This is a genomic window from Novosphingobium huizhouense, from assembly GCF_020179475.1.
GTDB lineage: Bacteria > Pseudomonadota > Alphaproteobacteria > Sphingomonadales > Sphingomonadaceae > Novosphingobium > Novosphingobium huizhouense.
In genome coordinates, this window is record NZ_JAILXZ010000001.1 from 1,449,415 (window position 1) to 1,470,518 (window position 21,104).

Annotated in this window: 26 protein-coding genes; 17 read left to right on the forward strand and 9 right to left on the reverse strand. The window is 69.7% G+C overall.

The genetic code is table 11. The features are described from left to right. The first annotated feature begins 1 nt into the window (after position 1). From K3A85_RS07230 to K3A85_RS07260, 7 genes are all read left to right on the forward strand, one after another. Positions 2–319, forward strand: a complete 318-nt coding sequence (locus K3A85_RS07230) for a hypothetical protein (protein ID WP_225206028.1) — start codon at positions 2–4, stop codon at positions 317–319. Positions 320–330: 11 nt separating this feature from the next. Beyond that, positions 331–573, forward strand: coding sequence for a hypothetical protein (locus K3A85_RS07235; protein ID WP_225205799.1), 243 nt, complete (start codon positions 331–333; stop codon positions 571–573). Positions 574–602: 29 nt separating this feature from the next. Next, positions 603–833 carry a hypothetical protein gene (locus K3A85_RS07240; protein ID WP_225205800.1) on the forward strand — a complete coding sequence of 77 codons (231 nt, stop codon included), beginning with the start codon at positions 603–605 and terminating at the stop codon, positions 831–833. After that, positions 830–1,003 carry a hypothetical protein gene (locus tag K3A85_RS07245; RefSeq protein ID WP_225205801.1) on the forward strand — a complete coding sequence of 58 codons (174 nt, stop codon included), beginning with the start codon at positions 830–832 and terminating at the stop codon, positions 1,001–1,003. The genes K3A85_RS07240 and K3A85_RS07245 overlap by 4 nt, the downstream gene beginning before the upstream one ends. A 37-nt stretch (positions 1,004–1,040) precedes the next feature. Continuing rightward, positions 1,041–1,457, forward strand: a complete 417-nt coding sequence (locus tag K3A85_RS07250; RefSeq protein WP_225205802.1) for a SufE family protein — start codon at positions 1,041–1,043, stop codon at positions 1,455–1,457. Between the two features lie 15 nt (positions 1,458–1,472). Further along, on the forward strand, positions 1,473–1,823 hold the full coding sequence (locus K3A85_RS07255; RefSeq protein ID WP_225205803.1) for a YbaN family protein: 351 nt from the start codon (positions 1,473–1,475) through the stop codon (positions 1,821–1,823). 131 nt (positions 1,824–1,954) lie between these two features. Beyond that, positions 1,955–3,826 carry an alkaline phosphatase PhoX gene (locus K3A85_RS07260; RefSeq protein ID WP_225205804.1) on the forward strand — a complete coding sequence of 624 codons (1,872 nt, stop codon included), beginning with the start codon at positions 1,955–1,957 and terminating at the stop codon, positions 3,824–3,826. A gap of 79 nt (positions 3,827–3,905) precedes the next feature. On the opposite strand, the gene K3A85_RS07265 is transcribed toward K3A85_RS07260, so the two are convergent. Then, the gene (locus tag K3A85_RS07265; protein WP_225205805.1) at positions 3,906–4,319 is read right to left on the reverse strand and encodes a hypothetical protein; all 414 of its coding nucleotides are present in this window, start codon (positions 4,317–4,319) and stop codon (positions 3,906–3,908) included. Between the two features lie 85 nt (positions 4,320–4,404). Here K3A85_RS07265 and K3A85_RS07270 point away from each other — a divergent pair, with 85 nt between their 5' ends. Both K3A85_RS07270 and K3A85_RS07275 read left to right on the forward strand, forming a co-directional pair. Next, on the forward strand, positions 4,405–4,968 hold the full coding sequence (locus tag K3A85_RS07270) for a TetR family transcriptional regulator (protein ID WP_225205806.1): 564 nt from the start codon (positions 4,405–4,407) through the stop codon (positions 4,966–4,968). A gap of 47 nt (positions 4,969–5,015) precedes the next feature. Further along, a complete protein-coding gene (locus tag K3A85_RS07275) occupies positions 5,016–5,561 on the forward strand; it encodes a hypothetical protein (protein ID WP_225205807.1) in 546 nt (181 codons plus the stop codon). Here the strand turns inward: K3A85_RS07275 and K3A85_RS07280 are convergent. Together K3A85_RS07280 and K3A85_RS07285 are read right to left on the reverse strand one after the other, a co-directional pair. Continuing rightward, positions 5,548–6,303 (reverse strand): COG4705 family protein, encoded by a 756-nt coding sequence (locus tag K3A85_RS07280; RefSeq protein WP_225205808.1) that lies wholly within the window; start codon positions 6,301–6,303, stop codon positions 5,548–5,550. The two genes, K3A85_RS07275 and K3A85_RS07280, sit on opposite strands and share 14 nt — an antisense overlap. A 7-nt stretch (positions 6,304–6,310) precedes the next feature. Then, positions 6,311–6,826: a sterol desaturase family protein gene (locus K3A85_RS07285; RefSeq protein ID WP_225205809.1), complete on the reverse strand. Its 516-nt coding sequence runs from the start codon at positions 6,824–6,826 to the stop codon at positions 6,311–6,313. Positions 6,827–6,977: 151 nt separating this feature from the next. Between K3A85_RS07285 and K3A85_RS07290 the strand changes: the two genes are divergently transcribed. The 7 genes from K3A85_RS07290 (at position 6,978) to K3A85_RS07320 (ending at position 12,337) form a co-directional block, all read left to right on the forward strand. After that, positions 6,978–7,367, forward strand: a complete 390-nt coding sequence (locus K3A85_RS07290) for a hypothetical protein (RefSeq protein ID WP_225205810.1) — start codon at positions 6,978–6,980, stop codon at positions 7,365–7,367. Positions 7,368–7,467: 100 nt separating this feature from the next. Further along, positions 7,468–8,898: a 3-isopropylmalate dehydratase large subunit gene (leuC, locus tag K3A85_RS07295; protein WP_225205811.1), complete on the forward strand. Its 1,431-nt coding sequence runs from the start codon at positions 7,468–7,470 to the stop codon at positions 8,896–8,898. Between the two features lie 72 nt (positions 8,899–8,970). Further along, the gene (locus tag K3A85_RS07300; protein WP_225205812.1) at positions 8,971–9,849 is read left to right on the forward strand and encodes an SDR family NAD(P)-dependent oxidoreductase; all 879 of its coding nucleotides are present in this window, start codon (positions 8,971–8,973) and stop codon (positions 9,847–9,849) included. Next, positions 9,810–10,352, forward strand: a complete 543-nt coding sequence (locus tag K3A85_RS07305) for a DNA-deoxyinosine glycosylase (protein ID WP_318248068.1) — start codon at positions 9,810–9,812, stop codon at positions 10,350–10,352. Before K3A85_RS07300 ends, K3A85_RS07305 begins: the two co-directional genes overlap by 40 nt. A gap of 61 nt (positions 10,353–10,413) precedes the next feature. Then, entirely contained in the window at positions 10,414–10,578 is a 165-nt protein-coding gene (locus tag K3A85_RS07310; protein WP_225205813.1) for a hypothetical protein, read from the forward strand. Positions 10,579–10,634: 56 nt separating this feature from the next. Further along, positions 10,635–11,237 carry a 3-isopropylmalate dehydratase small subunit gene (gene leuD, locus K3A85_RS07315; RefSeq protein WP_225205814.1) on the forward strand — a complete coding sequence of 201 codons (603 nt, stop codon included), beginning with the start codon at positions 10,635–10,637 and terminating at the stop codon, positions 11,235–11,237. A 104-nt stretch (positions 11,238–11,341) separates the two neighbouring features. After that, positions 11,342–12,337, forward strand: a complete 996-nt coding sequence (locus tag K3A85_RS07320; protein WP_225205815.1) for an NADPH:quinone oxidoreductase family protein — start codon at positions 11,342–11,344, stop codon at positions 12,335–12,337. A gap of 122 nt (positions 12,338–12,459) precedes the next feature. Here K3A85_RS07320 and K3A85_RS07325 read toward each other — a convergent pair whose 3' ends face one another. Continuing rightward, on the reverse strand, positions 12,460–13,134 hold the full coding sequence (locus K3A85_RS07325) for a trimeric intracellular cation channel family protein (protein WP_225205816.1): 675 nt from the start codon (positions 13,132–13,134) through the stop codon (positions 12,460–12,462). Positions 13,135–13,272: 138 nt separating this feature from the next. Between K3A85_RS07325 and K3A85_RS07330 the strand changes: the two genes are divergently transcribed. After that, the gene (locus K3A85_RS07330; protein ID WP_225205817.1) at positions 13,273–15,531 is read left to right on the forward strand and encodes an EAL domain-containing protein; all 2,259 of its coding nucleotides are present in this window, start codon (positions 13,273–13,275) and stop codon (positions 15,529–15,531) included. Here K3A85_RS07330 and K3A85_RS07335 read toward each other — a convergent pair. From K3A85_RS07335 to odhB, 5 genes are all read right to left on the reverse strand, one after another. After that, positions 15,506–16,996 (reverse strand): DUF4403 family protein, encoded by a 1,491-nt coding sequence (locus tag K3A85_RS07335; protein ID WP_225205818.1) that lies wholly within the window; start codon positions 16,994–16,996, stop codon positions 15,506–15,508. The genes K3A85_RS07330 and K3A85_RS07335 overlap by 26 nt on opposite strands. 78 nt (positions 16,997–17,074) lie before the next feature. Then, on the reverse strand, positions 17,075–17,593 hold the full coding sequence (locus tag K3A85_RS07340; RefSeq protein WP_225205819.1) for a hypothetical protein: 519 nt from the start codon (positions 17,591–17,593) through the stop codon (positions 17,075–17,077). Between the two features lie 46 nt (positions 17,594–17,639). Continuing rightward, positions 17,640–17,975 carry a hypothetical protein gene (locus K3A85_RS07345; protein WP_225205820.1) on the reverse strand — a complete coding sequence of 112 codons (336 nt, stop codon included), beginning with the start codon at positions 17,973–17,975 and terminating at the stop codon, positions 17,640–17,642. Positions 17,976–18,307: 332 nt separating this feature from the next. After that, complete coding sequence (gene lpdA / locus K3A85_RS07350; RefSeq protein WP_225205821.1) at positions 18,308–19,708, reverse strand: dihydrolipoyl dehydrogenase; 1,401 nt, start codon at positions 19,706–19,708, stop codon at positions 18,308–18,310. A gap of 135 nt (positions 19,709–19,843) precedes the next feature. Next, entirely contained in the window at positions 19,844–21,091 is a 1,248-nt protein-coding gene (gene odhB, locus K3A85_RS07355; RefSeq protein WP_225205822.1) for a 2-oxoglutarate dehydrogenase complex dihydrolipoyllysine-residue succinyltransferase, read from the reverse strand. Positions 21,092–21,104: the final 13 nt, after the last annotated feature.

A 21,104-nucleotide genomic window follows, 5' to 3' on the forward strand; every position in this document is an offset into this window, starting at 1 on the left:
GATGGAGGTCTTCGCGCTGTGCGCGGTGGTGCTGCTGCTGATCTGCGCGATGGGCATGGCGCTCGAAGCCTACAAGCGGTCGATGGAACTGCGCGAGAAGGAGCTCGAGCTGCTGGCGGTCCGCGCCGCCGAAAAGGCCGCGCAATATGCCGCCGGCGCGGAACGGCTCGAACAGCGGGTGCGCGTGCTCGAACGCATCGCCACCGACCGCGCGGCGCAGCTTGCCGAGACCATCGGCCAAATCGGAGACGGGGCCGCCGAGCAGAACCCGGCTCTTGTCGGACAGATCGAAGCCCTGCGCGAAGCGCGGGCGAACTGAGGAACCTGATCGTGGGCTTCTGGACTTCCGTTGTCGCCATCGTCGCCATCATCGCCTGGGCAACGACCCGCCAGGCGCGCTACCGCAGCCACGCGGGGACGCCGCTGGCCGGCGCCGACCCCGCCTATACCGCGCAACTCGAGCGCGAGATCGCCGACTTGCGCAAGCGGCTCGAGGTGCTCGAGCGGATCGCCACCGACGGCGCCGAGACGCGCCGCCTCGCGCACGAGATCGAAGCCCTGCGCGACAGCTGATCGCGCGCCACGCCAGAGGGAAATCCGCCATGACCCTTGCTTCTTTCGACACCATCGTGATGACGCTGGGCGCCATTGCCGGGCTGCTCGTGCTCGCCCGCGCCGCCGGGCGCGCGTGGGAGCGCTGGCTCGACCTCAAGCGGCTGGAACTCGATCGCGCCGCGGGCGGCGACCCTGCCGTCGCCAGCCGGATCGAGCTGTCGGACTTGCGCGAACGACTGCGCAAGCTCGAGGCGATCGCCGCCGGGGTCGACCTGTGAGCCGCGCCGGCGAAGGCGCCAAGGCCGGCATCGGGCTCGGCTCGGCGCTGGCCGTGACGATCTCGTGGAGCCTCCACAAGTCGGTGCTGTGGGCGGCGATCCACGGGGTGCTCTCGTGGCTCTACGTGCTGTGGTACCTGTTCACGCGCCCCGGCGGCCTCTCGGGGTAATGGACGCGCGGGCGGGGGGCGGCTAGAGCCTCGCGCCATGCGCAGTCTCGAAGACATCCTCGAAGAGTACGAATTCCTCGACGGCGACGAACGCTATCGCCTGCTGATCGAGCTGGGCCGCGCGCTCGAGCCGATGCCCGACGCGCTCAAGACCGAAGCGACGCAGGTGCGCGGCTGCTCGGCGAGCGTGTGGGTCTACCCGGTCGCGGGCGCACAGGACGGGCGCCTGCATTTCCTCGCCGACAGCAATGCCGCGATCACCAAGGGGATCGTCGCGCTGGTGCTCGCCGCGGTGCAGGACCGCCCCGCCGGGGAGGTCGCGCAGACCGACATCGCCGCGCGGCTGGCGCCGTTCGACCTCGGCAACCAGCTCTCCTCGAACCGCACGCAAGGGGTGCCCAACATGATCGCGCTGGTGCGCGAGCATGCCGCGCGCCTCGCCGCGGCGGGCTGAGCGGAAGCGCCCCCCTTGCGCCGCCACCTGTGGACCGGGGCGGGGCTTGCCTTCGTCGGCATCGGCGCGGTCGGCGCGTTCCTGCCGCTGCTGCCCACGGTGCCGTTCCTGCTGCTCGCGCTGTTCTGCTTCGCGCGGGGCAACCCCGCGTGGGAGCAGCGCCTGCTCGACCATCCGAAATGGGGCCCGCCGCTGCGGCAATGGCGCGAACGCCGCGCGATCCCCCGCCGCGCCAAGAAGGCGGCGCTGCTGGCGATGGCGATCAGCGTGGCGATCACCGCGGCGACCGCCGGCTGGCCCTGGGTGCTGGTCCCGGCGCTGGTCATGGCGCTGTCGGGCGCCTGGATCTGGACCCGCGCCGAGTGAGGCGCACCGCATCCTATCGAAAGATCGCCGCATTGTATCGAAGTGTAACGTTGTAGACTTTTAATCTTCCCTAATTTTTCTTATTCGAGCGTTAGCCGAAGCCCCTGATCCAACCAGCCAGGGGACCAACGATGGCAACCGGACCTTCAACCACCACCAATCCGTATCTGCTCGCGCTCGAGCCCAACGTCACGATCACCTCGATCATCACCACCGGCGATTCGCTCTCGGGCAGCACCTCGGGCGTGTTCGGCGGCGTTCCCGACGGCCTCGGCGCGTTCGACAACGGCGACGGCACCGTTACCGTGCTCGTCAACCACGAGATCGGCGCCACCGCCGGCGTGCTGCGCGACCACGGCGCGATCGGGTCGTACGTCGACCGCCTCGTCATCGACAAGGCGAGCCTGCAGGTGCTGAGCGGCGACGACGCGATGAAGCAGGTCTACCTGTGGAACGCGACCTCGCAGCAGTACGACCTCGCCAGCCCGGCGTTCAACCGCTTCTGCTCGGGCGACCTTGCCGACACCAGCGCCTACTACAACGCCGCCACCGGCCTCGGCACCCAGACCCGGATCTACCTGACCGGCGAGGAAGCGGGCAACGAAGGGCGTCCGATGGCGACGATCCTGACCGGCGCCGATGCCGGCAAGGCCTACGAGATCGCGGCGCTCGGCAACCAGTCGTTCGAGAACCTCGTCGCCAATCCGTTCGCGCAGAACAAGACGATCATCGCCACCACCGACGACACCGCCGGCGGCCAGGTCTATATCTACGTCGGCGACAAGCAGGCGAGCGGCACCGAGCTGCAGAAGGCGGGCCTCGACGCCGGCACGCTCTACGGCATCAAGGCGACCTTCGCCGCCGAAGCCAGCACCGGCACCTCGCTCAACACCACCTTCACGCTCGAAGCGGTCGGCGCCGACGGCAACGTCAAGAATATGACCGGCGCGCAGATCCAGAACGCCAGCGTCGCCGACGGCATCACCGGTTTCCTGCGTCCCGAGGATGCGGCCTGGGATCCCGAGCACCCCAACGTGCTCTACTTCGTCACCACCAACGCCTTCAACAGCCCGTCGCGCCTGTGGAAGGCGACCTTCGACGACATCACGGACCCGGCCAAGGGCGGCAAGCTCGAAGCCGTGCTCGACGGCACCGAAGGCCAGCAGATGTTCGACAACATCACCGTCGCCAACGGCAAGGTGATCCTGCAGGAAGACCCGGGCAATCAGAGCTACGTGTCGAAGGTCTACGAATACGACATCGCCACCGACACGCTGACTTCGATCCTCAAGTTCGACCCGGCGCAGTTCACCCCGGGCCTGCCGGGCTTCATCACCCAGGACGAGGAAAGCTCGGGCGTGCTCGACGTCAGCTCGATCTGGGGCGATGCCGACACCCGCGCCTACCTGCTCGACGCGCAGGTCCATGCCACCACCGGCGATCCCAGGACCGTCGAGAAGGGCCAGCTGCTGCTGATGACCGTCGATGCGGTCAAGGACGGCGGCAACGGCGACGACCTGCTCAATGGCGATGGCACCGCCAACGTGATCAAGGGTTTCAACGGCAACGACACGATCCGCGCCGGCTCGGGCGACGACGTGCTGTGGGGCAACAACGGCAACGACGTGCTCGACGGCATGGCCGGCAACGACGTCCTGATCGGCGGTCGCGGCGACGACAGGCTGACCGGCGGCGCGGGCAACGACACCTTCGACTACAGCCGCCTCGAAGACGGCAAGAAGGCGCCCGCCGGCAACGACACGATCACCGACTTCACCCACGGCCAGGACGTGATCCTGCTGGCCGAGGGCGTGTGGTTCAAGGGCGAGACCCATGCCGACTACAACAACGACGGCGTGCTCGACACCCGCGTCACCCTGACCAGCGGCGGCACGCTGACGCTGCTCTCCCTCGCGCAGGTCCAGGACGGCGACTTCGCCACCACTTCGGGCTTCGGGCTGATCGGCCTCGACCGTCCGTTCCACGACCTCGCGCTGGTCTGACCGGCGCTGCGACCGGCTTCGGCCGGTCGCACGAAGAAGGGGCCGGCCCGCCAGGCGCGGGGCCGGCCCTTTCGCCGTTTCAGCGCGCGCGCATCCGCGCCGCGACCAGGAACGCGAGCGCAAGGCCCACCGCGCCGCCGAAGATCACGCCGCCTGCGGCAAGCCGCGCGGCGGTGTCGTCGGCGCCATAGAGGCCCGGGTGCCAGGTCATCGCCACGCCGTCGCACAGCAGCGCGGCGGTCGTCGCCAGGGTATAGCCCGGCACCATCTGCTCGGCCGACAGCCCGCCCAGCTTCTGCAGCAGCAGCACGAACGGCAGCGTGCCCGGCACCACCGCGGCGAAGACCAGCGCGCCGGTGGTCCCGCCGAGCAGATGCGCATCGCTCAGCGCGCGCAGCAGCAGCGCGGCGGCGTACCACAGCACGATGCCGGCGACGATCATCGCCGCGGTCTGGCGGCCGGACAGGACGGAAGCGCTTGGTGCAGCGGACATCGTGGTCTCCTCGAGTCTATGTAGCAGTCGCTACATTCGTACACCGATGTAGCGGTCGCTACAAGAGCCTGCTAGGCACCCGCCGATGATCGATCGCGAAACCCGCCGCAGCGAAGTCGAGGCGCGCCTTGCCGCGCATGTCCTGGCGCATGGCCTGTCGCGCACCTCGCTGCGCGACCTTGCCCGGGCAGCCGGCACCAGCGACCGCATGCTGCTCTACTATTTCGCCGACAAGGCCGAGATCCTCGGCGTGGTGCTTGCGCGGATCGCCGCCGACATGGCCGCGCTGCTCGACGGCGCGCTGCCTTCGGCCGAGCGCCTTGCCCCCGCCGACCTGCTCGCGCGGCTCGGCGCGATGGCGGGCACCGCGCAGATGCGCCCCTACATGGAGCTGTGGAGCGAGATCGCCGCCGGCGCCGCGCGCGGCGAAGCGCCGTTCGACGCCATCGCCGATGCCATTGCCGCAGGCTTCCGCGACTGGGCCGACGCGCGCCTTGCGGTGGCGGACGATGCCGCCCGCGCCCGGCTTGCCGCGCTGATGATCGTCGCGGTCGATGGCGCGGCGCTGCTTGCGCCGATGGCGGGCGGGGCGATCGCCCGCGATGGCCTCGGCGCGCTCGCCGATCTGCTTGCGCGCTATTGTTCCTGATTTGTTCTTACCGTAAAATCGGCTCCGGGAGGAAAGGTCGGAGTCGGATGGCAATGGTTACGGTCACGGTCGCCAAGGCGGCGGGTTCGATGCTCTTGCTCGACCGGCTGGTCGCGCTGGCCGGCGCGCTTGCCTGGCCGCTGGCGCTGGTGCTCGTCGCGCTGCTGTTCCGCGCGCAGTGGATCGCGCTGCTCCATCGGCTCGACGAACTGCGCTGGGGCGACAAGTCCGCGCGCTTCTCGCGCCGGCTCGACCGGCTCGAGCGCGCCGCGCCGTTCCCGCCCGCGCTGCCGCCGCCGCACGAGGACGAGCCCGACCTCGCGCTCTCGGGCGATCATGCCCGCTTCCTGCAATTGCTGGAGCTTTCGCCGAGCGCCGCCGTGCTCGATGCCTGGGCGCGGGTCGAGGAGGGCCTCGCGCGCCTTGCCCGGCGAGGCGGAAGCGATGCGCTCGACCGCCGCGTGCGCGGCCAGGTCGTCGAACTCGCCGCGCTGCGCGCCGCCGCCACCCGCGGCGAGGTCGTCACGGTGCCCGACGCCCTGCGCTTCCGCACCGCCGCCAAGCGCGTGCTCAACGAAATCAATCTGGCGTGAGCGCCGCCTTGGACCGGTGCGGCAGGACCGCGACGAGCAACACGATCGCTGCGAGCAGGACCGCCGAGGCGAGCGGGCGGCTGAAGTCGAGCCCGCCCTTGGCCACCGGCTTGTCGAGGAAATCCCCCACCGTCGCGCCGAGCGGGCGGGTCAGGATGAACGCCGTCCAGAACAGGGCGACGCGGTTGATCCTGGTGGCGAAGTACAGCACCGCGATCACCGCCAGCGCGCCCGCGAAAAGCGTCGCTCCGCCGAGGTAGCCGAGCCCGTTGGTGTCGGCGGTCCAGTCCCCCAGTGCGGTGCCGAGCGTCTGCGACATCGAGATCGTCAGCCAGTAGAACCACTCGGACGTGCGGTCGGTCAGGTGGTCGACTTTCACCGCGCCGGTAGTGAAGTGCCACGCGGCGAGCGAGGCGACGACGAGGACGAGCAGCAGCGCGGACCCGCCAGCATAGCCGATCCCGAGCGAGCGCGTGGCGAAATCGGCAAGGGTGGTGCCCGCCGTGGTCGAGGCGATGATCGTCGCCCAGTACAGCGGGGCGTAGAACCGCGCCGCGCGGACCTGCACGGCGGCAAGCCCCAGCAGCACCGCGACGAAGATCAGGGTGCTGACGAGATAGCCGAGGTCGAACGTCATCGACAGCGTATCGCCGGCGGTCTCGCCGAGCGTCGTCGCGAGGATCTTGATGATCCAGAAGCCGAAAGTGGCGGCAGCGACCTTGCTTGTGCGACTCTCACTCATCGACCACTCACTCCACTGCTTCGCGCAGCACCGCGATGCCGCGGTCGCGCTGTTGCTTCAGCTCCTGCTTGAGCACCGCGGGATCGCGCGCGAAGACGAAGCCGAAGCTGACGCCGCCTTCCTTGCCCTGCGTCGCATGGTGCAGCTTGTGCGCCTGCACCAGCCGCTTGGCATAGCCGCCCCGCGGCACGTAGCGGAACCAGCGCTGGTGGACGAGTCCGTCGTGGACCAGCGTGTAGATCACGCCATAGGCGAGAACGCCGAGCCCGATCCACGTGCCCGGCCACCACGCCCTGGCGCCCAGGATCAGCGGGCTCCCGATCGCGAACATGCTGATCGACAGGGCTGCGCCGACCAGCGCGTAGAGGTCGTTCTTCTCGAAGAAGCCGTCGTGGCGCTCGTGATGGTCGCGGTGCCAGTTCCAGCCGAACCCGTGCATCACGTACTTGTGGCTGCTCCAGGCCACCAGCTCCATGCCGAGCACGGTCGCGACGACGATGACGATGGCAATGACGGTATCCATGGCTGCGCTCTCTACTGCGTTGCGCGACAATCCGCGACACTTTCTCGTTCGCTTGAGACAACCAATTTCGCGGCCGTTCATTGATCTGGCGACATGTTCCTGTGGGTCGGCGGCGCATCGAACGCCGCCCCGAACGAAAGGACCGAACGCCATGAAGAAGCTCGTTTTTGCCGCCCTCGTCCCTGCCGCGCTGCTCTCCGCCGCCGCGCCGGCGAGCGCCCAGGGCTGGGGCCAGTCCTATAACAACGGATACAACAACGGCTACAGCAACGGCTGGCGCAATCCCTCGCGCAATGCCGACATCCGCCAGGACATCAACCAGCTGCGCTGGCAGATCGACCGCGCCCAGCAGCGCCGGGCGATCTCGTGGCGCGAGGCGGACTACCTGCGCCGCGAGGTCGGCAAGATCCAGCGCCAGTACGCCGACTTCGCCCGCGGCGGCCTCGACCGCTACGAGCACGCCGCGCTCGAACGCCGCGTCGGCTTCGTCCAGGACAAGCTGCGCGCCGAACGCTGGGACCGCGACGGCCATCGCGGTTGACGCGCGGCGGACCAACGTTGTGTAATTAAATTACGTCGATGGGCAACAAGGCGCGCCTTTCCTGCTTGAAAAGCGGAATGCGCGCGCCTAACCCGCGCCCATGGCCAAGACTCCGCGAACGCTCTACCAGAAGATCTGGGACGCCCACGTCGTCGAAGATCGCGACGATGGCACCAGCCTCGTCTACATCGACCGCCACCTCGTCCACGAGGTGACCAGCCCGCAGGCCTTCGCCAGCCTTCGCGCCGCCGGTCGCAAGGTGCGCCGCCCCGATCTGACGCTCGCGGTGCCCGACCACAACCTGCCGACCACCGCGCGGACCGACGCTGCGGGCAACCGCCTGCCGATCGAGGACCCCGAAAGCGCGCAGCAGCTGGCGCTGCTCGAAACCAACGCGCCCGAGTTCGGCATCCGCTACATCGGCGCGACCGACCGCGAACAGGGCATCGTCCATGTCGTCGGGCCGGAGCAGGGCTTCTCGCTGCCCGGCGCGACGATCGTCTGCGGCGACAGCCACACCGCTTGCCACGGCGGCCTCGGCGCGCTCGCCTTCGGCATCGGCACCAGCGAGGTCGAGCACGTGCTGGCCACGCAGACCCTGCTGCTCAAGCGGTCGAAGGCGATGGAAGTGCGCGTCGAGGGCGAGCTTGCCCCCGGCGTCTCGGCCAAGGACGTGGTGCTGCACATCACCGGCGTGCTCGGCGCCTCGGGCGGCACCGGCTACGTCATCGAATATACCGGCAACGTGATCCGCGACCTGTCGATCGAGGGCCGCCTGACCGTGTCGAACATGGCGATCGAGCACGGCGCGCGCGCCGGCCTGATCGCACCCGACCAGAAGACGTTCGATTACCTCAAGGGCCGCCCCTATGCGCCCAAGGGCGCCGAATGGGACGCCGCCGTCGCGTGGTGGACCAGCCTCGCCACCGACCCCGGCGCCACCTACGACAAGGTCGTCACCATCGACGCTGCGGACATCGCGCCGTCGGTCACCTGGGGCACCAGCCCGGAAGACGTGCTGCCGATCACCGGCGTGGTGCCCGCGCCGGAAAGCTTCGCCGACGCTTCGAAGCAGGACGCCGCGCGCAAGTCGCTCGATTACATGGGCCTCGTCCCCGGCCAGCGGCTGCAGGATGTCGAGGTCCAGAACGTGTTCATCGGCAGCTGCACCAACAGCCGCATCGAGGACTTGCGCGCTGCTGCGGCGATCCTGAAAGGCCGCACCAAGGCCGCCAACGTCCGCTGGGCGATCGTCGTGCCCGGTTCGGGGCTGGTCAAGGAACAGGCCGAAGCCGAAGGGCTCGACCGCGTGTTCACCGAGGCCGGCTTCGAATGGCGCGAGCCCGGCTGCTCGGCCTGCCTCGGCATGAACCCGGACAAGGTGCCGGCGGGCGAACGCTGCGCGTCGACCAGCAACCGCAACTTCGTCGGACGCCAAGGCCCGGGTGCGCGCACCCACCTCGTCAGCCCGGCGATGGCGGCGGCGGCGGCGGTGACAGGCAGGCTCACCGACGTGCGCGAGCTGGTCTGAGCGCCCGCTTGATTTGTCGATCCCGCGGGAATAGGTTTCAAACCTGAGACCTATTTTCGGGAGCCCGCGTCGATGCGCATCGTGATGACCGGCGCCACTGCCGGGTTCGGCCTGTTCGCCGCCGAGCGGCTGGTGGCGGCCGGCGCGGACCTTGTCATTGGCGCGCGCAGTCCCTCTGCCCTGCCATCAAGCCTCGCGGGGCGCGTCGCGGCGCATCCGCTCGACCTCGATGCGCTCGCCAATGTGCGCGCCTTCGCCGACGCGCTGGGCGAGGCGCCGATCGACGTGCTGGTGCTCAACGCCGGGCTTCAGCTGGCCAGGCCCGCGCGTTCCGCCGATGGCTTCGAGCGCACGTTCGCGGTCAATCACCTCGCGCACTACCTGCTGCTGCGCCTGCTCGCCGGGCGGCTGGCGCAAGGCGGGCGGATCGTGCTGACCGGCAGCGGCACGCACGATCCCGCCGAGAAGACCCCGGTTACCCCGCCGGTCCACGCCAATGCCGACTGGCTGGCGCATCCCGAGCGCGATCCGACCGCCGAGAAGGGCACGCGCCAGGCGTGCTTTCGCGCCTACAGTTCGTCCAAGCTCGCCAACATCATGACCGCGCGCGAAGCGGCGAGGCGCCTGCCGGGCGTCGACGTGCTTGCCTACGATCCGGGCTATGTGCCGCACACGGGTCTCGGCCGCGACAACGGGCGGATCATCGCCGCGCTGGTCAGCCTGATCCTGCCGCGTCTGATGAAGGCCGACCGCACCAGCACGATCCCGCGCTCCGGCCAGTTCCTCGCCGATTTGGCGACCGACGGGCGCTTTGCCGGCGCGCGCGGCAGCTACTGGTCGGTGCGCGGGCCCGCTCTCGTCGAGGTCGCCCCGTCGCAGCTCGCGCGTGACGACGAGGCTTGCGCGCGGCTGTGGGACGACAGCGCGCGTCTGGTCGGACTCGACCCATAAGGGCTGGCGCGACGCTGAAATCCGCCTTCGCCCCCGTCGTTTCCCCCGACACCCGCGTGCTCGTCTGCGGCAGCCTGCCGGGCGAGGCGTCGCTTGGCGCAGGCCGCTACTACGCCCATCCGCGCAACCAGTTCTGGACGCTGATCGGCGGGGTGATCGGGTGCGATCTCGTGCGCCTCGACTACGATGCGCGGCTGGCCGCGCTGCTCGCGCACCGCGTCGGCCTGTGGGACAGCGTCGCGCGCGCCACGCGGCAGGGCAGTCTCGACGCCGCGATCCGCGAGGTTGAACCCGCGCCGCTGGGCGCGCTTGCGGCGACGCTTCCGGCCTTGTGCGCGGTGGCGTTCAACGGCGGCGCCGCGTGGCGCATCGGCCGCCGCCAGTTCGCCGCTGATAGCGCGCTCGCGCTCGTTCAGCTTCCGTCCAGCAGCCCGGCCTATTGCCGCGTCTCGCTCCACGAAAAGCAGCAGGCGTGGAACGACTTGCGGAAATTCCTGCGCTGAAACTTGAAATTGCGAGTGCGGGCGTCGACAATGGCGCGCCTGACCAGAAAGGGAGCGACGCGTGAGCAAGAAGAGCGACAACTGGACCGGCAAGGCCGCGATGGCAGGCGCCGCGATCGGCTCGGCCGCGATTGCCGCCGCGCTGCTCTACGCCTCGCGCCGCAAGGAGCGCGCCGAAAAGGCCGCGCCCAAGTCGCCCCCGGTCGACGTTCCCGAAACCGACTGACCAGGCGCCCGATTCCGGTGTTGCATGGCGCTTGCCCGCGCGTATAGCGAAGCGCCATGGAACCCGTGAACCAGATCGATGGCCGCGCCTATCCGTTCGGCCTGAAGAACGTCGACACCGACGTGATCATCCCTGCCAAGTGGCTCAAGACGGTCACCCGCGAAGGGCTCGGCAAGGGCGCGTTCGAAGCGCTGCGCCAGGATCCGGACAACCTGTTCGACAGCGCCGAGTTCGCAGGCTCGCCGATCCTCGTCGCGGGCGACAACTTCGGCTGCGGGTCGAGCCGCGAGCACGCCGCCTGGGCGCTGGGCGACATGGGCATCAAGGCGGTCATCGCGCCCTCGTTCTCGGACATCTTTTCGGGCAACGCGTTCAAGAACGGCATTCTCACCGTGGTCCTGCCGCAGGAGGCGGTCGACCGGCTGATGGAGGTCGCGCGCACCGATCCGATCTCCATCGACCTCGAGAACCAGACGGTCACCACGCCGTTCCAGGATCGCTTCAGCTTCGAGATCGACCCGTTCCGCAAGCATTGCCTGATGAACGGACTCGACGAGGTCGGCCTGACCCTCGCCCGCGACGCCCAGATCGCGAGCTACGAGAGCAAGCTCGCCCGCGAGCGCGGCTTCCTTACCCACGGGACGTCGATCGCCGCTTAACTGCCCGGTTAATTACCGCTTCCCTTCGCCGGCGAAACTTGCTTTTCTGATCCCCGCAACCGGGCGCGTCGACGCCCGTCATCGAGACGCGGGAGAACAGATTCATGAAGGCCTTGCAGACCCACGCCGTGGGCGGACCCGACACGCTCGTCCTCGACGACCTGCCCGATCCGGTCGCCGGCCCGGGCCAGGTCGTGGTCGCGGTCAAGGCGTGCTCGATCAACTTTCCCGACACGCTGATGATCCGCGACATGTACCAGTTCAAGCCGCAGCGCCCCTATTCGCCGGGCGGTGAGCTGGCCGGCGTGATCGACAGCGTGGGCGAGGGCGTGACCGACTGGAAGGTCGGCGACCGCGTGATCGCCATGGTCGGCAACGGCGGCCTTCGCGAAAAGGTCGTGGCCGACCCCGCGCGGCTGTTCGCGCTGCCCGAAGGCGTCGATTTCGAGACCGGCGCGTCGCTGCTGATGACCTACGGCACCAACATCCACGGCCTTGTCGACCGCGGCCAGATCAAGGCCGGCGACACGGTGCTCGTGCTTGGCGCGGCAGGCGGCATCGGGCTTGCCGCGATCGAGCTGTCCAAGGCTTTCGGCGCGCGCGTCGTCGCCGCCGTCTCGACCGAGGAGAAGGGCCAGATCGCGCGCGAGGCCGGCGCCGATGAAGTGGTGATCTACCCCCGCGCCCCGCTCGACAAGGCGCAGTCGAAGGAACTCGCCGACGCGTTCAAGGCCGCCTGCGGACCCAACGGCGCGGACATCGTCTACGACGTGATCGGCGGCGACTATTCCGAACCGGCCGTGCGCGCGATCGCCTGGGAGGGCCGCTTCCTCGTCATCGGCTTCACCGCCGGCATCGCCAAGCTGCCGCTCAACCTCACCCTGCTCAAGGCCTGCGACGTGCGCGGCGTGTTCTGGGGCGCCTGGACCGCGCGCGAGCCGGTCAAGTTCAAGGAAGAAGTCGCGCAGCTGTTCGAGATGGTCGAGCAGGGCAAGATCCGCCCCCGCGTCTCGGCCCGCTTCCCGCTGGAGCGCGGCGGCGAGGCCATCGCCATGCTCGAAAACCGCCAGGCCGTGGGCAAGGTCGTGGTGACGATGTGATCGAAGGCGGAGGGGCGTTCGCGACCCCTCCGCCAACCGCAGGACGGCGGAGGGGGTGAGCCCCCGTGATCCTCCCCGGCAAGGGGAGGGGGACCATCCGCAGGATGGTGGAGGGGTAAAGCCTAATCCCGCTCCTTCGCACCATAGGTCGGCAGCCCCAGCTTCCAGTGGATCGCCGCGCCGCGCAGGGCAAAGCCCGCCAGCGCCGCGAACGGCCAGACCACCGCATTGGCAAGCCCGAGCCCGGTGCCCAGGACGCAGACCAGCGACGAGAGCGCCGCTGCGGTCACATAGAGTTCGGGCCGCATCAGGATCGACGGACGCCCGGCGAGCACGTCGCGGATCACCCCGCCGACGCAGCCGGTGATCACGCCCATCAGCATCGCCGGCACCGGCGTCACCCCGTAGGCGAGCGCCTTGGCCGTCCCCAGCACCGCATAGGCGCCAAGGCCCAGCGCGTCGGCCCAGTCGAGCATCGGCCAGTCGTAGTCCGAGGCCGCCCACCAGCGGCTTGGGCTGAACCACACCACCAGCGCCACGCCGAGGCACACCGGCGCGACGAGGGGATCGCGCACCCAGAACACCGGCGCGCCGATCAGCAGGTCGCGCACCGATCCGCCGCCCACGCCCGTCACCAGCGCGAAGAAGGTCATCGTCACCAGCGTCTGGCGCAACCGCGCCGCCAGCAGCGCCCCCGACAGCGCGAACACGGCAACGCCCGCGAGGTCGAGCAGGCCGAGCACGGCGGTCAGCGAAGGGGCGGGCAGGATCTGGGGGGGCAGGATCGGTGTCGGCATCGCCGCGTGCCTAGCACCGCGCGGCCGCCTTGTGCCAGTGGCGAGGCGCCCGCAACGCTCGCTGCGGCCTGCGGAATGGCCCTTAGGCCAATGGTAACCATCTGCATGGCAAGTCCTTTTGCGAAAGGCGGCTGCGCCATGGCGTTGACACGATTGCTGCGGAGGCGAGGGGCATCGGCGGACACCGGCACCGCTCCGCTCGCCGTGCGCGCGGCCCCGCCGGACCTGCCCGCCGGACATCCCGGCGGCCAGCGCGCCGGCGATAGGGCCGCCCTTCCTGTCGCCGATTCCGCCGCCGATCCCGCCGCCCGCGCCGAGCTGGTCGATGCGCTCGAGGCTTCGGGCCGCCTGTTCCTGTGGAGCACCGACGGCGCCGGCCGCCTGCTCTACCTCTCGCCCGGGGCGGCGGCGCGGCTGGGCGCGCGCAGGCCCGATCTCGTGGGTAGCGCCTTCGCGCACGTCTTCGCCACCGACCCCGAGACCGCCGCGGCGCGCGCCGATCGCCCGCTCCAATTCGTGATGACCGCGCGCCAGCGCATCGACGATCTCGTCGTGCGGCTCGCCCCGGATGCGGCGGTCGAGGGCGCGGCGGTCAGCTGGTGGTCGCTCAGCGCCGAACCGGCGTTCGGCAGCGAGGGCGAATTCCTCGGCCATCGCGGCACCGCGCGCGACGTCACCGCCGACCACCTGCGCCGCATCGAGGATGCGCGGCTGGCCGAATTCGACACGCTGACCGGGCTCGGCAACCGCCACCGCCTGAACCGCCGGCTCGACCAGATCCTCGCCGCCTATCGCGCCGCCGGCCGTCCCTGCGCGCTCGTCATGCTCGATCTCGACCGCTTCAAGCAGGTCAACGACACGCTCGGCCACCCGGCCGGCGACGAGCTGCTGCAGCAGGTCGCGCAGCGGCTGCGCAAGGTGATCGGCGACCGTGGCGAGATCGGCCGGCTGGGCGGCGACGAATTCCAGGTCCTCCTCCCCGACCTCGAGGACCGCGGCGTGCTGGGCGAGCTGGCCGGCCGGGTGATCGGCCTGCTTTCGCAGCCCTACCTCGTCGGCGGCGACCGCGCGGTGATCGGGGCCTCGCTCGGCATCGCGGTGGCGCCGCACGACGGGAACGACCGCGAGGCGCTGACCCATGCCGCCGACCTTGCGCTCTATGCCGCCAAGAACGGCGGGCGCGGCGCCTACCGCTTCTATTCGGCCGACCTCACCGACGAGAAGGAGGAGCGCCGCGCGATCGAGGAAGCGCTGCGCTGCGTGCTCGATACCGACGCGCTCGAACTCCACTACCAGCCGGTGGTGCGCACCGCCGACCACACCGTGGTCGGCTTCGAGGCGCTGCTGCGCTGGGACGACGGCGAGCGCGGGCCGATCGGGCCGCAGGTGTTCGTGCCCATCGCCGAGGAATGCGGCCTGATCCATCCGCTCGGCGAATGGGTCCTGCGCAATGCCTGCCGCGACGCGCTCGCCTGGCCCGAAACGGTGCGCGTCGCGGTCAACGTGTCGGCGGTGCAGTTCGCCGATCCGCAGTTCCCCGATACGGTCGGCGCGATCCTTGCCGAGACCGGGATTGCGCCCGAGCGGCTCGAGCTCGAACTGACCGAGACGATCTTCCTCGGCGACGACGAGCGCACGCAGGCCGCCTTCGCCCAACTCAAGGCGCTGGGCGTGCGGCTGGTGCTCGACGATTTCGGCACCGGCTATTCGAGCCTCAGCTACTTGCGCCAGGCGCCGTTCGACAAGCTCAAGGTCGATCGCGCCTTCGTCGACGCCTGCACGCTCAGGGACAGCTCGAGCGCCAAGATCATCGCCGCGATCATCGGCCTGGCCGAGGCGCTGGGCATGGAGACCGTGGTCGAGGGGGTCGAGGCGTTCGACCAGTTCCACCTCGTCTGCGACAAGGGCGCCAGCCTCGTCCAGGGCTACCTCTATTCGCCGCCGCTGCCGCTCGGCGAAACGCTCGACCGGATCGCCGCCGCCGCCTTCCGCATCGCGCCGAGCGGGCCGCAGCGCCACCGCCCCGAACGCCGCGCGGTCTATCGCGGCATCGGCCTGATCCACGAGGACCACCGCTACGAAGCGGTGATGAAGGACCTGTCGGCGACCGGTGCGCGCATCGACGGGCTGGTCGGCGTGCCGGTCGGGACCAGGCTGGTGCTCGATCTCGGCGCGGGCCAGCTTGCGGTCTGCACCGTGGTGCGCGCGCAGGAGGCGACGATCGGCGTCGAGTTCGAGACCCCGCTCGTTTCGGACGGCGCGGGCGGCCTCGTCACCCGCCACCGCGTCTCGCCCGCCGCGCTCCGGGCCGCGCTCGCCGCGGTGCCCGCAGGTCCGCGCCATTTCCTCGAAGTCAGCCCGACCGGTGCGCTCAGCGCGGGCGCCGGACGAGCGTGATCGCCGCGGTGCCGGTGCCCCTGACCGGCAGGTAGAGCCCCTGGCCGGCGGCGACCAGCGTGCCCGTCTCCACCGCGTCGATCCGCGCCCGGATCAGCAGCGCGCCCGCGCGCTTCTGCTCGATCGCGCGGTCGATCTTGCCGATCAGCTTGTCGTAGTCGCGCGCGAAGTCCTGGGCCAGCGCATCGGCGATCAGCCCGTTGATCTCGGGCAGCCGCGCCAGCGTCAGCAGCAGGTCGGTGCCGATGCTGTCGGTCGCGCCCGCCACCGACAGGTCGACGATGCGCACCGCGCGCGAATTGGGCGCGTTGGTCGGCGTGCCGGTCAGCCAGACGGTGCCCTTGGCCGTGCCAATGCGGTTGGCGGCGTCGCTGGCCGAGAATTGCACGCCCACCGCGATCTTGCCGTGGCCGGTGCCATAGGCGGTGACCTTGCCGAAGCGCGCGCGCACCGGGCCGATGCCGGGCAGCACGAAGGGCCGCGCCGAACGCTTGATCAGCGCCCTGGCGATCACCGGCTCGAGCTCGCGGTAGTCGGCCACCACGGGAACGAAGAACACAAGCTTGCCCGCGCCCTGTTCGAGCGGCGAGGGCGGCGGCAGCGGCCTTGCCGGCGGGTCGGCCGGGCGCGGGCCGACGAAGGTCTCGGTCGTCGCGGTCATGCCGAGATCAAGCCGCAGCCGCCCGCCGCGCGCCGCATCGCCTTCCACGACATAGCCGCCGTAGTGCAGCTTGTCGGGGGTGATCCGCATCCACACCGGCGGGTTCTCGCGGTTGAGCTGGAGCGAGGTGAACGCCTCGCCCCAGGCCTTCGCCACTTCGCCGCGCAAGTCGAGCCGCGCCACTTCGCGCTCGAGCGTGCGCTCGACCTTGTCGATCGCGGGGGCGAGCTTGTGGTCAACCTTGTCGGTGAAGCGGATGCGCTGGCCGAGGAAGTCGATCCCCGGTTCGGTGGTCCAGCCATATTCGATCCGCACCTTCGCGCGCGGGTTCCAGTCGCCGCCGATGTCGAGCCGCACCACCGCGCGCACTTGCGCATCGGCGGTGGCGGTCTCGCGGGCGATGCCCGCCACCTTGCGCGCGTGGACTTCGGCGTGGAGCGGCATCGTCACCACGAAGTCGGCCCCGCGCCCGCTGAGCGAGAGCCGCCCGCGCGTGACCGCGCCTTGCAGGTCGCACTTGAGCGTGGGCGTCTTGACCTTGACCACCAGCAGCTTGACCTTGCTCGAGCGTACGCAGGTCCGCCCGCGCTCGTCGATCGACCACAGCTGCCGGGGCACCGCGCGCTCCAGCGCCTCGCGGAACAGCGCGAGCCGCGCCTCGACCGGCACCGCGATGTGCGAGCGTTGCGCGGGCGGGGCGAACCCGTCGGTCGCGCGCGGCGGGGCCGCGAACTTCGCCTCGCGCCCGCACGATGCGAGCGCCAGCGCCGCCGCCACGACAGCAAGGGTCCTTCGTCCGGTCATGCGCGCCCCCCGGCGGGCAGGATAGCCCGACGGGCGCACAATGCAAAAGCGGCGCAAGGTTTCCCGAAAGGGCGGGCGTCAGGCGGCGCCGCCGCCCGCGACCGCGGCGTTCGCGTCGGCGGGCGCGCCTTCGCCCTGCGCCGTCCCCGCGCCCTGGCGCACGCCCTGGCGCACGCCCTGTTCCTTGCCGAGCAGGTAGCCGACGATCGTGCCGAGCAGCCCCATCACCGGGGTCATCTGCTTGTCGTCGTACCCCGCCACCAGCAGGAACGCGGCGAGGATCACCGCCGAGAGCACCGCCACCAGCCGCAGGACCTCGTCGGAATCGCGGCCACGGTTGACCAGCCAGACCGAAATCCCGGTGATGGCGAGCCCGTAGAGGAGGATCGCGCTGGCGATATAGGGCGCCTGCGCCTGCCACTGCTCGTCGCGGGTCTGGTGCTCGGCCAGCGCCGTCGTGGCAAGATCGACGCTCTTCTTTGCGGTATCGGCCTGCGCGGTCTGTTGATCCAGCGCCTGCTGCAGTCGGGTCAAATCGTCGGTTGCGGCCGTCGAGGAGGAATCGAGCGGCGCGTTGCTCGCGGTGTCGTCTGGCATTGTGGTTCCCCCCTGTTGATGGCGCCGCTGTCCGTTATCGCAGCGGTCAGTGGTGCGTGAGCTTGTCGACCCGGTCCTCGAGCGCCTTGACCCGCGCGATCAGCTTCTTGATCAGATCGTTCTGCTGGGCATCGACGCTTTGCACGCCAGCGACACCCGCGCCGAGGCCCGGCTGCGTCACATTGCCGCCGGCGCCGTAGTTCGACGTGCCGCCGTAGCTCGGCACCAGCCCGGCGTTGTTGTGCCCGGCCTGCGGTGGCACCGGCGCCACGCCGGCCAGCGCCGGCACCGAGCCGACAACCGGCACCGGTTGCGGCGGCAGCGCGCGGGTGATGCGGTAGCGCACCGTGGTCTCGTCGCGGCGCTCGGCGGGACGGTCCACGCCGTCTTCGCCGCCAATCAACTCGCCGCCCACCACCTCGCCGACCGTTCCACCGGGCTGGTCCGCGGCGGGGGGCTGGACCGGCCGGTCCTGCGCGCTGGACGATGTTCCCCAAGACCAGAGTGCGGCGGCCGCCAGTGCTCCCTGCCACGACTTCATCGTCTGATCCCCCTTGCAAGGTACGTTGCAAGAGTACGACAGTATCGCCCAAATATCCAGTTGCGGCGATCTTGGCCCTGTTCTCGATGAAAGCCGTTGATCGGCAATAGAAAAAGGCCGCGCAAGGTTTCCCTCGCGCGGCCCCTCGCTCACCGTGGATGGAGGTGGAGCGATCAGATGTGGATCGGCTTGCCAGCCACGCCCATCGCCGCTTCCTTCAGCGCTTCCGAATGGGTCGGGTGCGCGTGGCAGGTATAGGCGATGTCCTCGCTCGTCGCGCCGTATTCCATGGCGAGCGCGGCTTCGGCGATCATCGTGCCGGCAACCGATGCGATCGCCCAGACGCCCAGCACGCGGTCGGTCTTGGCGTCCGCGATCACCTTCACGAAGCCGTCGGGCTCGTGGTTGGTCTTGGCGCGGCTGTTGGCGAGCATCGGGAACTTCGAAACCTTGATCTCGCCCTTTTCCTTGGCCGCTTCCTCGGTCAGGCCGACGCCGGCGAACTCGGGGAAGGTGTAGACCACGCCCGGGATCACGTCGTGGTTCACGATGCCGGTCAGGCCAGCGATGTTCTCGGCGACGGCAATGCCCTCGTCCTCGGCCTTGTGCGCCAGCATCGGACCGGGGATGCAGTCGCCGATCGCCCACACGCCGTCGACCTTGGTGGCAAAGTCGTGGTCGGTCTCGATCTGGCCGCGCGCGTTGAGTTCGAGGCCGATCTTGTCGAGGCCCAGGCCATCCACGTTCGGACGGCGGCCGATCGCCACCAGCACGCAGTCGGCTTCGATCGTCGCCGCGTCGCCGCCCTTGGCCGGCTCGACGGTCAGCGTGGCCTTCGCGCCGTCCACGGCAACGCCCGTCACCTTGGTGGAAAGCTTCAGCTCCATGCCCTGCTTCTTGAAGATCTTGGCGGCTTCCTTGCGCACGTCGCCGTCCATGCCGGGCAGCAGCTGGTCGAGGAATTCGACCACGGTGACCTTCGCGCCAAGGCGGCGCCACACCGAGCCCAGCTCCAGCCCGATCACGCCGCCGCCGATCACCACCAGGTGGTCGGGCACCTTCTTCAGCGCGAGCGCGCCGGTGCTGTCGACGATCACGCCGGCATCGTTGTCCACGCTCACGCCCGGCAGCGGGGTCACGCTCGAACCGGTGGCGATGACGATGTTCTTCGCCGTCACCTTCTGCCCCGCCACGGTCACGCTGTGCGCGTCCTCGAAGCTCGCATAGCCCTTGAGCCAGGTGACCTTGTTCTTCTTGAACAGGAACTCGATCCCGCCGGTCAGCTGCTTGACCGAATCCGCCTTCTGCGCGTGCATCGCATCGAGATCGAGCGTCACTTCGCCGGTCTTGATGCCATAGCTGGCGAACGTGCCGTTCTTCGCCTCGTCGAACTTCTCCGAGCCGTGCAGCAGCGCCTTCGAAGGAATGCAGCCGACGTTGAGGCAGGTCCCGCCCAGCGTCTCGCGCCCTTCCGCACACGCTGTCTTCAGGCCCAGCTGCGCCGCGCGGATCGCCGCGACATAACCGCCGGGACCGGCACCGATGACAAGGACGTCGTAATCGTAATCAGCCATTGCTTGGCTCCTAACTTCATCCTCCCCTGAAAGGGGAGGTCGCAGCCCGCAGGGCTGACGGAGGGGTAGCACAACCGCGCCACACCCCTCCACCGCCTGCGGCGGTCCTCCTCCCCTTCAGGGGAGGATCGAATATTACATATCGATCAGCAGGCGGGTCGGATCCTCGATCGCTTCCTTGATCGTCTTGAGCGCCGTCACCGCTTCGCGCCCGTCGATCAGGCGGTGGTCGTAGGACAGCGCGATGTACATCATCGGGCGGATCACGATCTCGCCATTGCGGACGACCGGGCGGTCCTCGATGCGGTGCAGGCCGAGCACGGCGGACTGCGGCGGGTTGATGATCGGGGTCGACATCAGGCCGCCGAACACGCCGCCGTTCGAAATGGTGAAGGTGCCGCCCGCCATGTCGGCCATGGTCAGCGTGCCGTCGCGCGCGGCCTTGCCGTAGTTGGCGATGGCCTTCTCGATATCGGCGAAGCTCATCTTGTCGACATTGCGCACCACCGGCACGACGAGGCCGTTCGGGGCCGACACCGCGACCGAGATGTCGACGTAATCAAAGTAGACGATTTCTTCGCCCTGGATCTGGGCGTTGACCGAGGGGATGTCCTTGAGCGCGAGGACCGAAGCCTTGGCGAAGAAGCTCATCAGGCCGAGCTTCACGCCGTGCTTCTTCTCGAACACGTCCTTGTACTTGGCGCGCGCCTCCATCACCGCGGTCATGTCGACGTCGTTGAACGTGGTCAGCAGCGCGGCGGTTTCCTGCGCGCTCTTCAGCCGCTTGGCGATCGTCTGGCGCAGGCGCGTCATCTTGACGCGTTCCTCGTTGCGGCCGGGCGCGGTCGGCGCAGCCGCCGGGATCGGCGCGGCGGCGGTCACCGCGGGAGCCGCAGGCGCGGCCTGCTTCGCCTGGGCCGCAGCCAGCACGTCTTCCTTGGTCAGGCGGCCGTCCTTGCCGGTGCCCTTGACCGTCGACGGGTCGATGCCGTGTTCCAGCACCGCGCGGCGAACGGCGGGGCTGAGCACCGCGGCGTCGTCACCCTTGGGCGCGCCGGCATCGGCCTTGGGCGCAATGGTGTCCGAAGCGGGGGCCACCGGCGCTTCGGTACGCGGGGCAGGGGCCTGGCCACCGGCCGCCGCGACGCCGTCCTCGATCATCGCCAGCAGCGCGCCGACCGACACGGTGTCGCCTTCCTGCGCCACGTAGTTGCCCATCACGCCCGAGGCGGGGGCGGGCACGTCGACCGCGACCTTGTCGGTTTCGAGGCTGACGATGGGCTCGTCGAGCGCCACCGCTTCGCCGGGCTTCTTGAGCCACTGGCCGACCGTCGCTTCGCTGACGCTTTCACCCAGCGTCGGAACCTTGACTTCGATGGACATGACTTGCGTTTCC

Bases quoted from the DNA above. Each gene is read 5' to 3' on its own strand.
- K3A85_RS07280 (WP_225205808.1), bottom strand. From the start codon at position 6,303: ATGAGTGAGAGTCGCACAAGCAAGGTCGCTGCCGCCACTTTCGGCTTC.
- K3A85_RS07270 (WP_225205806.1), top strand. From the start codon at position 4,405: ATGATCGATCGCGAAACCCGCCGCAGCGAAGTCGAGGCGCGCCTTGCC.
- leuD (WP_225205814.1), top strand. From the start codon at position 10,635: ATGGAACCCGTGAACCAGATCGATGGCCGCGCCTATCCGTTCGGCCTG.
- odhB (WP_225205822.1), bottom strand. From the start codon at position 21,091: ATGTCCATCGAAGTCAAGGTTCCGACGCTGGGTGAAAGCGTCAGCGAA.
- K3A85_RS07265 (WP_225205805.1), bottom strand. From the start codon at position 4,319: ATGTCCGCTGCACCAAGCGCTTCCGTCCTGTCCGGCCGCCAGACCGCG.
- leuC (WP_225205811.1), top strand. From the start codon at position 7,468: ATGGCCAAGACTCCGCGAACGCTCTACCAGAAGATCTGGGACGCCCAC.
- K3A85_RS07260 (WP_225205804.1), top strand. From the start codon at position 1,955: ATGGCAACCGGACCTTCAACCACCACCAATCCGTATCTGCTCGCGCTC.
- K3A85_RS07300 (WP_225205812.1), top strand. From the start codon at position 8,971: ATGCGCATCGTGATGACCGGCGCCACTGCCGGGTTCGGCCTGTTCGCC.
- K3A85_RS07275 (WP_225205807.1), top strand. From the start codon at position 5,016: ATGGCAATGGTTACGGTCACGGTCGCCAAGGCGGCGGGTTCGATGCTC.
- K3A85_RS07230 (WP_225206028.1), top strand. From the start codon at position 2: ATGGAGGTCTTCGCGCTGTGCGCGGTGGTGCTGCTGCTGATCTGCGCG.
- K3A85_RS07240 (WP_225205800.1), top strand. From the start codon at position 603: ATGACCCTTGCTTCTTTCGACACCATCGTGATGACGCTGGGCGCCATT.
- K3A85_RS07320 (WP_225205815.1), top strand. From the start codon at position 11,342: ATGAAGGCCTTGCAGACCCACGCCGTGGGCGGACCCGACACGCTCGTC.
- K3A85_RS07335 (WP_225205818.1), bottom strand. From the start codon at position 16,996: ATGACCGGACGAAGGACCCTTGCTGTCGTGGCGGCGGCGCTGGCGCTC.
- K3A85_RS07340 (WP_225205819.1), bottom strand. From the start codon at position 17,593: ATGCCAGACGACACCGCGAGCAACGCGCCGCTCGATTCCTCCTCGACG.
- K3A85_RS07290 (WP_225205810.1), top strand. From the start codon at position 6,978: ATGAAGAAGCTCGTTTTTGCCGCCCTCGTCCCTGCCGCGCTGCTCTCC.
- lpdA (WP_225205821.1), bottom strand. From the start codon at position 19,708: ATGGCTGATTACGATTACGACGTCCTTGTCATCGGTGCCGGTCCCGGC.
- K3A85_RS07250 (WP_225205802.1), top strand. From the start codon at position 1,041: ATGCGCAGTCTCGAAGACATCCTCGAAGAGTACGAATTCCTCGACGGC.
- K3A85_RS07330 (WP_225205817.1), top strand. From the start codon at position 13,273: ATGGCGTTGACACGATTGCTGCGGAGGCGAGGGGCATCGGCGGACACC.
- K3A85_RS07325 (WP_225205816.1), bottom strand. From the start codon at position 13,134: ATGCCGACACCGATCCTGCCCCCCCAGATCCTGCCCGCCCCTTCGCTG.
- K3A85_RS07285 (WP_225205809.1), bottom strand. From the start codon at position 6,826: ATGGATACCGTCATTGCCATCGTCATCGTCGTCGCGACCGTGCTCGGC.